Source organism: uncultured Thioclava sp., from assembly GCF_913064665.1.
GTDB classification, from domain to species: domain Bacteria; phylum Pseudomonadota; class Alphaproteobacteria; order Rhodobacterales; family Rhodobacteraceae; genus Thioclava; species Thioclava arctica.
Genome location: NZ_CAJYBT010000073.1, coordinates 1 through 8,533 on the forward strand (window position 1 = coordinate 1; position 8,533 = coordinate 8,533).

8 protein-coding genes and 3 pseudogenes are annotated in these 8,533 nt (G+C 56.3%); 2 read left to right on the forward strand and 9 right to left on the reverse strand.

Annotated features, from left to right (window positions below):
• The 6 genes and pseudogenes from QZ571_RS17870 to QZ571_RS17895 form a co-directional block, all read right to left on the reverse strand.
• Positions 1–307 (reverse strand): annotated as a pseudogene (locus QZ571_RS17870) (transposase); the annotation flags it as partial.
• Positions 308–376: 69 nt separating this feature from the next.
• Positions 377–807: pseudogene (locus QZ571_RS17875) on the reverse strand (transposase); the annotation flags it as partial.
• 74 nt (positions 808–881) lie between these two features.
• Positions 882–1,961: a sn-glycerol-3-phosphate ABC transporter ATP-binding protein UgpC gene (ugpC, locus tag QZ571_RS17880; RefSeq protein ID WP_295537454.1), complete on the reverse strand. Its 1,080-nt coding sequence runs from the start codon at positions 1,959–1,961 to the stop codon at positions 882–884.
• On the reverse strand, positions 1,958–2,875 hold the full coding sequence (locus QZ571_RS17885; RefSeq protein WP_295537465.1) for a carbohydrate kinase family protein: 918 nt from the start codon (positions 2,873–2,875) through the stop codon (positions 1,958–1,960). Before QZ571_RS17885 ends, ugpC begins: the two co-directional genes overlap by 4 nt.
• A gap of 2 nt (positions 2,876–2,877) precedes the next feature.
• A complete protein-coding gene (locus QZ571_RS17890; protein ID WP_295537456.1) occupies positions 2,878–3,900 on the reverse strand; it encodes an aminotransferase in 1,023 nt (340 codons plus the stop codon).
• On the reverse strand, positions 3,897–4,487 hold the full coding sequence (locus QZ571_RS17895; RefSeq protein WP_295537458.1) for a carbohydrate ABC transporter permease: 591 nt from the start codon (positions 4,485–4,487) through the stop codon (positions 3,897–3,899). Before QZ571_RS17895 ends, QZ571_RS17890 begins: the two co-directional genes overlap by 4 nt.
• Between QZ571_RS17895 and QZ571_RS17900 the strand changes: the two genes are divergently transcribed.
• Positions 4,480–4,734, forward strand: a complete 255-nt coding sequence (locus QZ571_RS17900; protein WP_295537459.1) for a hypothetical protein — start codon at positions 4,480–4,482, stop codon at positions 4,732–4,734. The genes QZ571_RS17895 and QZ571_RS17900 overlap by 8 nt on opposite strands.
• Before the next feature lie 7 nt (positions 4,735–4,741).
• Here QZ571_RS17900 and QZ571_RS17905 read toward each other — a convergent pair whose 3' ends face one another.
• Together QZ571_RS17905 and QZ571_RS17910 are read right to left on the reverse strand one after the other, a co-directional pair.
• Positions 4,742–5,626 carry a carbohydrate ABC transporter permease gene (locus QZ571_RS17905; RefSeq protein WP_295537460.1) on the reverse strand — a complete coding sequence of 295 codons (885 nt, stop codon included), beginning with the start codon at positions 5,624–5,626 and terminating at the stop codon, positions 4,742–4,744.
• A gap of 103 nt (positions 5,627–5,729) precedes the next feature.
• Positions 5,730–6,968 (reverse strand): extracellular solute-binding protein, encoded by a 1,239-nt coding sequence (locus QZ571_RS17910; protein WP_295537462.1) that lies wholly within the window; start codon positions 6,966–6,968, stop codon positions 5,730–5,732.
• A 182-nt stretch (positions 6,969–7,150) separates the two neighbouring features.
• On the opposite strand from QZ571_RS17910, the gene QZ571_RS17915 reads away from it, so the two are divergent.
• Positions 7,151–8,326 carry an ROK family transcriptional regulator gene (locus QZ571_RS17915; RefSeq protein WP_295537463.1) on the forward strand — a complete coding sequence of 392 codons (1,176 nt, stop codon included), beginning with the start codon at positions 7,151–7,153 and terminating at the stop codon, positions 8,324–8,326.
• Positions 8,327–8,392: 66 nt separating this feature from the next.
• On the opposite strand, the pseudogene QZ571_RS17920 reads toward QZ571_RS17915, so the two are convergent.
• Positions 8,393–8,533: pseudogene (locus tag QZ571_RS17920) on the reverse strand (IS5/IS1182 family transposase); the annotation flags it as partial.

The following is an 8,533-nucleotide window of genomic DNA, read 5'->3' on the forward strand; positions in this document are numbered from 1 at the left end:
GAGAACTGCCCGCGATGCTCGGCCACGAACGCGTATCTCACTTGGCATCCCTGGCGAAATACGCGGTGGCCTTTTTTAGGATATCGCGCTCCTCCGTCACCCGCGTCAGTTCCCGCTTCAGACGCCGGATCTCAGCATCCTTCTCCGTCTCGCCGGACGACGCCTTCGCGAACTTGCGCTTCCATGCATAGAGAGAGTGCGCGCTCACCCCGAGCCGCTGCGAAACCTCCGAAACCGGGTAGCCACGTTGGGTGATCTGCGCGACCGCGTCTCGCTTGAACTCGTCGCTGAAATTGCCTTTGCCCATCTCGGCCTCCTTGCCTCAAAATTAGGGAAGAAGGCGTCTACGAATCTAGGGGCTATTCATATCGGATCACTGCCTACGGCTTGCTGGGCGACTGCGGAACGCCCGCAATCCACGCGGGCTGACATCCATGACCTTGCACAGACGTCCTATGGAAAATGCGGATCGGTGTTCTTCCCCTCTTGTGCATGTAACCATCCACTGCCGGGCAGTGGATGAACCTAAACCTCACGGCTTTTGGCTCGCGAAGAACTGCGGTGCTTTTTTAAGATCTCCCTCTCCTCCTTGAGAATACGGTTCTCGCGCCGAAGCCGGTCATTCTCTTGAGCGAGGCTCATATCCTCTTTCGACACCACGTCTGTGTCTCGGTGTGCCGTGATCCACTTGTTCAGTGTCGACATGCCAACGCCAAGGTCATCGGCCACCTGCTTACGCGTCAACCCGCTGGTCAGCGCGATCCTAACTGCATCTTGCCGAAAGTCGTCTGTCCGTTTCAATCCCATAGTCAGCCTCCTTTGTTGCAGTAAATGCTATCAAAGGGGCGGCATCAAACCGCGACAGGTCCCAGATCTGACCCTTAAGCCTTGGGATGCTCTGAGGTTATTTCTACCCGCAGTCCCGTTTCTGCATCAAAAGCGGACAAGCGCTCGGTGTCGACGTAGAGGTCAAGTGCCTGCCCGAGCCTCAGTTCTTCTTCAGCTGGAAGAGATGCAGTGATAGACGCACCATCAAGAGCCAACGAAACGATCTGCTCCGGCCCAGTTAACTCGATGAGTTCAACCCTTCCGCTAAGGCGGAGACCGCCGGCAATGGTCTTCGTTTTCAAGGCCTCAGGACGAATGCCTACAACGATCTCGGATGCGGGATGATGGCAGCGCCAGACAGTTTTGGTCGTGCCTAAGCGTAATCCGCCCGCGACCGCGCTCGTGGGCAATATATTCATTGGCGGCGCACCCATAAATTCGGCCACAAAGCGAGAGGTTGGTCGATTGTAAATTTCTGCCGGTGTCCCGAGTTGTTCGATCTGCCCGCCATTCATCACCGCAATCCGCGTCGCGAGCGTCATTGCTTCAATTTGATCGTGCGTCACATAGACCACTGTGACACCAAGCATTTGATGGAGGCGTTTGAGTTCGCTGCGCATTTCCATACGTAACTTGGCGTCGAGATTGGACAGTGGCTCGTCGAAAAGGAACAGTTTTGGTTTGCGCACCATCGCGCGACCGATCGCCACGCGCTGGCGTTGCCCGCCTGATAAGTCGCCGGGTTTGCGATCGAGAAGATGACTGATTTGCAGCATTTCCGCAGCTTCGGCGACGGCCTTCTTGCGCGTGGTGAGGTCAACATTACGCATTTCGAGCCCAAAGCCGATATTGCGTGCCACGGTCAGGTTTGGATAGAGCGCGTAGGATTGAAACACCATCGCGATATCGCGGTCTTTCGGATGCACGCCATTGAGCGTGCGTCCGTCGAGGATGATCTCGCCAGCGGTTGGCTCGGATAGTCCAGAGATCATGTTTAGCAAAGTGGATTTGCCGCAGCCTGACGCGCCAAGAAGGACTAGGAACTCGCCGTTTTGCAGATCTAGGTCGATCCCCTTGAGCGTTTCTAAAGCGCCATAGGATTTGCGGATGCCGTGCAACTCGAGTGTGCTCATACGGAGACCTCCTGGTGAATGTAGCAGCGGGGATTGGTCGACACCGCAAGCGAAGCTGTAGCAACCGCGTGATCAAGCGCTTGCGCAAGGGGGGTGCACTGAGAGAGCGACGCGATGAAGGCGGCATTGAACACGTCTCCTGCTCCAATCGTGTCTTTAACAGCGACTTGCGGCGCAATCGCGCGGATGGTCTTTGCATGCTGTCGAGCGATTGCGCCTTTTGGTCCCAGCTTGACGACTGAAATTCCCGACTTTGGCTGGTGCCTTGCAAGGCTTTCGAGGGCCGCTTCTGGCGTTTCGGTTGCTGTCAGGCTCGTGGCTTCGATCTCATTAAGCAAAACGATTTGGCTGCGCGCGACCCAATGCAAGGCACGGGCGCGAGTTTCCTCGTTCCAACCGTGAATCGGCCAACCGGTGTCGAGGGCGATTGCGATCTGTTCCTGCGCGGCGCGATCAAACAGTCGGCCATAATCAGCGCTCAAGCGTTCGGTGAGAAAACTGCCGCATAAGATAATCGTTCCGCCACGAAGTGCGTCCCAATCAAGTTGTCGTTCGACATCGCTCCAACTGAATTCGGGCAGGTGACCAACGGTGGTGAGAAACGTCCGTTCAGCATCGGGATGAGTGACGCCGACTGAGATCGTCGTGCTGCCTGATGTCCGGCTCCAGTGATCGGCCGTAGAGCCGAAGCCTGCGCGCAGCCAATCACCGAAATGATCGTCGCCTGTGCTGCTCGCGCATTGGAAGGGGAGGTTCCATGCCCGCCAGGTTAGGGCAACATTGCCTGCGGCGCCTCCGACACGCAGATCGCTGTCGGGGCAGAGAACTTCAGAACCGGGCACCGGCCAAGGCGAGAGTGGTCCGAGGATTAGGTCGACATTAACATTGCCAACCGTGGCGAGTGGACTTTGCATTGTTATTCGACCTTTGTCACCTTCGAGCAGCGTAGCGGCGTGCCGACGTCGGCGACGCGCGAGGCGGCAAAATCCACCATGAAGCGCTGTGCTGGCGGCAGAAGCGAGAAACTTGCAGCAAGTCCCGAGGCTGAAGGGCATAAGATGGTCTGAGCGCCGGCGATCGGTGGCAGTCCGGATGCATCAAAGACGATCAGTGGCGAGTCACTCGTCGCCACGACAAATTCAGCAAGATTGGTGACATAGATCGATGATGGGTCTGCATCGCGAAACATCACGACGCCCACATCGGGTCCTAACATTTCAACCGGCCCGTGACGCAACTGCCCACCTTCGAGGCTGAAACAGGGCAGACGCGATAGCTCTGTCAGGCCAAGTGCGATTGCTTCAGCTACGCCTTGCTGCGCCCGGCCCGAAGTCACAATTGCACGCACAGTGGCAAACTTCGCAACTGCCGGGACGACGTCCGCCGATGTGACAGTGTCGAGCATCTCCATAGTGGCCTCAAGATCAGCGCCAAGTGCGTGCAGCACGCCTGCATGCAGCGCCAGCGTTACCGTCAGAGAACGGGTGGCCGCAAAAGGCAGCTCGGATCCTCCCGCGCCGATCAAAGAAGGCGCTAGCTTCGCGAGCGAGGATTTCGGCTCCATGGTTAGACCGAAACAATCTTTCGGCGCATGACCTTCATCAAACCAGCGCAGCACTTCGGCGCTTTCGCCCGATTGTGAAGTTACGATCACGCTGCGTCCGGCAAGCGGTAGCGGCGCGTCAAGTTGCTCGGACAGCGGTATCGCTATGGCGTCGATTCCTAACGCCCGATAGCAGGGTTCAAGTGCGCGCCCCACAGCATGAGAGCCGCCCATCCCAAGCATTATTAGCCGCTTGTTTGACTTGATCGTCGCAGCGATTGTGCCAGCCAGTTTGGTATTATTTGTGATACTGTCGCGGCTATCGCCCAACTGACGCGCCATTTCTGCATCGAGCGCGGCGAGCACCGGGTTCAGGGTTTCGAGAGCGGTTGTCATCCTTTGACACCTCCATTGGTAAGCCCTGAAATCAAGGCGCGTTGCATGAGAATTCCGACCGCGACGGGCGGCAGGGCGGCAATCACCCCGGCTGTCGCGATCAGCCCGTAATCAGAGACCCGGCCGCCAGCGAGATCGGCAATGGCCACGGTCAAGGTTTTGGCGTTCTGGTTCGAGGTGAACAAAAGCGCATAGAAGAACTCGTCCCACGCCAGCAGAAAGGCAAAAATTAGTGCCGTCGCAATTACCGGAAGCGCCAGCGGCAAGATCACGATCCGCAGCATTTGATCGAGCCGCGCGCCATCAATCGAGGCTGCGTCTTCTAGATCGCGCGGAATCGGGTCAAACCCCGCCTTGAGAAGCCAAGTCACGAAGGGCGCAAGGATGCTAAGATAGACTAGCGCGAGGCCAAACACATTATTGAGCAGCCCAAATTTCGCCAGAATTAGGTAAAGTGGCACCGATAACGCGACGGGCGGCAGCATATAGGTGCCGATTACTCCGCCCAACGTCCAACCAAGTTGCGGGTTGCGCGACGCGGCCCAACCTGCGGGCACTCCGACGACAAGCGCAGCGATCGTGGCCATGCTCGCTACCTTAATGCTGTTGCCCAACGAGGACATAAAGGCAGCGCCCGCCGAATTGTCGCTCTGGCTGAATAGCAAGCTATATCGCGAAAAATCGAGCGTTTCTGGCCACCAATGCAGCGGTTTTGCCGACAAATCGACGCTGGAGGATACGCTCATGATGAAGAGCCACGCCAGCGGTGCAAGGATCACTACCGCGACAAGAAGTGCCATGGTGTGGATGAATATACGAAAGATGAGTGATTGATGTTCCATCACCGACCCTCCCCGGCGAGACGACGCATGATGAAAAGATAGGCCACGGCAAGGACGGTGATCATTAAAGTAATCATCAAAGCCAGCGAAGCGCCGGAGCCTGCGCGCTGAAAGGCAAAAGCCTCTTGGTAAACGAGGATAGATAAGCTGCGTGTCGAGTTGGCTGGGCCACCACGTGTCATAATCCAGATCAGGTCGAACACTTTGAAGGCCTCAATCGTGCGCAGCACCAGCGCCACCATCAGCGGCCCCAGAAGATAGGGAAGAGTGACATGACGGAAGCGGCGCCAGACGTTCGCACCATCAGAAATCGCGGCGGCGCGAATATCGTTCGGGATCGCCTGCAGGGCTGCCAACGCGATCAGCGCTACGAGTGGGAAGTTTTTCCAGACATCAGCCACAATCAAAGCGGTCAAGGCAGTGCCCGGTTCGCCCAGCCATGAGCGATAGCTGTCTAGAAATCCAAGCTGTGTCAAAGCCGCATTCAGTGCCCCGTATTCGGGGTTGTAGATGAGCCGCCAAAGCGTCGCGTTGACTACGGTCGGCAGTGCCCAAGGTAAGATCAGCAAGGCTCGAAGCAATGTTCGGCCATGGAACTTCTGATTGAGCAGGAGCGCGACCAGAACTCCAATGACGAGTTCCAACGTGACTGACCAGAGGCTAAACTTCAGAGTGGTGAAAAAAGCCGAATGAAAATAGCTGTTTGAAAGCATTTTCGTGAAATTGTGAAGCCCCACGAAGTGACCGCCAGTGCCTACCAAGCGGGCGTCACTAAACGAGAGGCGGATCGTGTCGATGAGCGGCCAGCCGATAACCGTGAGCATCACGATAAGTAGGGGCAGCATAAGCAACCAGACACGCAGAGGAAGGCGTTCTGTGGACATGGTGATTGGCCTTGTAAGCGAAAGGTCGGGTGTCACTGAGGTGTGCGACAGCGTCAAGCAGGGGGCGGTGCGCCGGTGTCAGCAGCGGCGCACCTAGTCTAGATTACAGGCCGCTATTATCGGCCGCTTCCTGAAGCGCATCTTTAGGCGAGGCTGTGCCCAGAAGGGCCTCTTGGATCCCCTGCTGCAATGCCATCGACATTTCTTGGTAATGCGGCGTCATCGGGCGCGGATACATTACGGCCAAGCCAGTCTGGGCCGCAGCGATTAGCTCTTCCTGTCCTTTTGTAACTTCGGGGTCAGTGTAGGAACTTTTCCAAATCGGCAGGCTCAGCTTTGAATATGCGTTCTGCACTTTCTGCGATGTCATATAGGTAATGTAATCCCATGCCGCATCGGGATGTTTTGAGGTGGTCGTGATGCCCAACCCCATCGAACCGTTCACAGCAGATGCGTCAGAAATGCCTTCGACGCCAGGCGCTGGCACGACGCCAACATCCCCAGCAACCTTACTGTCTTTCGGGTCATTGGCGAGGTTGTACATGTAGGTCCAATTCAGCGCGAAGGCAGCATCGCCGTTCTGAAAGACGTTGCGGACATCCTCTTCGAGGAATTCCTTTGAGTTTGGGTTGGTTAGACCGTCATTGTAACTGTCAACCATGTATTTCAACGCCTCAAGGCCGCCACCGTTTTGGAAATCGGGCTTGCCGTCTTTGATGAAGTCACCGCCATAGGCGCTCAGCAAGGTCGTGTAATCGCACACCGCAGCTTCCGCCTGCGACCAACTCCACGCGATCGGGTATTTGACTATGCCCGCGTCTTTGATTTTCTGCGCATCAGCTTTCAGTTCGGCCCAAGTCGCGGGAGGCGTGCTTATGCCGGCTTTCTTGAGCATCGCCTTGTTGTAAAACAGGTATTTCGTATCAAGAATCCATGGCATGCCATAGTTCTTGTTTTCGTAAGTCACCGTTGTCCAAGCCCCCGGCAAAACGCCTGACTTCATCTCGTTGGTGATGCGGTCGCTAACGTCAAGAAGCACATTGTTTTGGGCATATTCTGCCGGCCAGATTACGTCGAAAAGCACGACATCATATCCACCTCCGGCCCCCATCGATAGAACGGTTTTGTCGTGTAGGCCTTCATAGGGGACGAATTCGAGGTTCACTTTCACATCCGGGTGGGCCGCTTCATAGGCCGAGGTCATCGAACGGATGTCGTCTTCACTGTAGGCTGCTTGAGCCATAAACAGCGCGTTGAGCGTAGTTTCTGCTTGGGCTGCGGTGACAGTGACACCTAACAACGCAGTGGCGGCTAAGAGGGGCGCATGCAAAACGAATTTCATTTTTTCTCTCCTGTCGGATCGTTTGGTGCGGGCCGCCTGACGGACCGGACCTGGATTGAGCCTATTCACTTGGTCACGACTCTGCGGCCATTTAGTCCAAGTGATGGACTTAATGATTGCGGAGGAGCCACCGTCCTGTCAATATATTTTTTATGAGATCGAAACCGCCCCAGATCCGCGCGATGTCCGGAACCAGTTCCGGCGCTGCTGCCGTTCACAATAGACGTGTCGTCATCGACGCGATCCGTATCAATGGCGCGTTGTCTCGTGCGGATCTTGCTCGGGCCACTCGGCTTGCAAAGCAGACGTTGTCAAATATCATCGACGAATTGGAACGCGACGGGTTGGTTGTCGCGCGTGACACCGTCAAGGAAGGCCGCGGAAAACCTGCGACTCCATATGATCTCGCACCGTTCGGAGCTTTTTCGATTGGGTTGCAAATCGATCGGCATTTAGCGCGGACAGTAGTGATGAATTTGGTTGGTGACATAGTTCTGCGTCGCGATCTTAAGTTTCTCCCGTCCGAGCCGGATGCGGGGTTGGACAGTCTGATTCAGCTGATTGCTCAAACCCGTGCAGATCTTGCAGAAATATATCCCTTGTCCGAATCGCGCACTGTTGGCTTGGGCGTTGCAATGCCTGGCCCGTTTGGTCAGCCGACACAGGATCGCAGTGCAGATGATTACACTATGGCACGCTGGCAGGGGGTTCATTTGGTCGAGCGGTTGGCTGCGGCGACCGGGTTGATGGTGAACGTTCAAAACGATGCGTCAGCCGCAGCAACCGCGGAAAAGATGACTGGCAAGGCGCACGGGATGCAGAATGCGATCTGCCTATATCTCGGTTACGGTCTGGGTGCCGGGCTGATCTTGAATCGCGAACTGTTTGGTGGCCGCAACGGCAACGCAGGTGAAATCGGGATGATCCGGAACCTTGGAGAGACTGATCGAAGAGCGGTGATGGAGCGTAGCGTGGCGCTTGGCGGGTTTTGTGCGCGCTTTGGTCTGAGCCATTCTGATGAACGGCTTTTCGAACGGATAGAGACGCTTCTAAGCGAAGCGAGTCCGGCAGTGGATGAGTGGCTCAACAATGCCGCATGCCGTCTCGGGTGGCTCGCTGAAATGCTCCAATTGATAGTTGATCCCGAAGCGATCATCTTGTGTGGAACCGCTCCGTCAATGCTAATTGAGGGGATTGTTGCTCGCGCTAATAGCGCGCTTGATGACGACCTTTCGGGCGGCCGTCGACTGCGGCTTCTGGCTGGTCATTCTGATCCTTGGATTGTTGCTATCGGTGCGGCGGCAGAGCCGATCAGCCGTAATTTTGATCCAAAATACGATGCTATTCTAAAAGTCTGAGAGATCATGAAAGCATTATTGCAGAACTCGTCGTCGGGACGAGCTCCCCCCCTTCCCCCAATGGCATCAGGCCACGCGTACGATCTCGGCCTGGCCGAGGGCGTTGAAGCGGTTCATGAGGGCGATGCGGATGTGGATTTCTGCAGGCTGACGGTTGGGGTCTCGTGACGCGATCCTCTCTCCGAAGGATTTAAGGCCGCGCATCCG

Coding starts and splice junctions, on each gene's coding strand:
- QZ571_RS17910 (WP_295537462.1), bottom strand. CDS start 6,968: ATGAAATTCGTTTTGCATGCGCCCCTCTTAGCCGCCACTGCGTTGTTA.
- QZ571_RS17895 (WP_295537458.1), bottom strand. CDS start 4,487: ATGGCCACGATCGCTGCGCTTGTCGTCGGAGTGCCCGCAGGTTGGGCC.
- QZ571_RS17915 (WP_295537463.1), top strand. CDS start 7,151: ATGTCCGGAACCAGTTCCGGCGCTGCTGCCGTTCACAATAGACGTGTC.
- QZ571_RS17905 (WP_295537460.1), bottom strand. CDS start 5,626: ATGTCCACAGAACGCCTTCCTCTGCGTGTCTGGTTGCTTATGCTGCCC.
- QZ571_RS17890 (WP_295537456.1), bottom strand. CDS start 3,900: ATGACAACCGCTCTCGAAACCCTGAACCCGGTGCTCGCCGCGCTCGAT.
- QZ571_RS17885 (WP_295537465.1), bottom strand. CDS start 2,875: ATGCAAAGTCCACTCGCCACGGTTGGCAATGTTAATGTCGACCTAATC.
- ugpC (WP_295537454.1), bottom strand. CDS start 1,961: ATGAGCACACTCGAGTTGCACGGCATCCGCAAATCCTATGGCGCTTTA.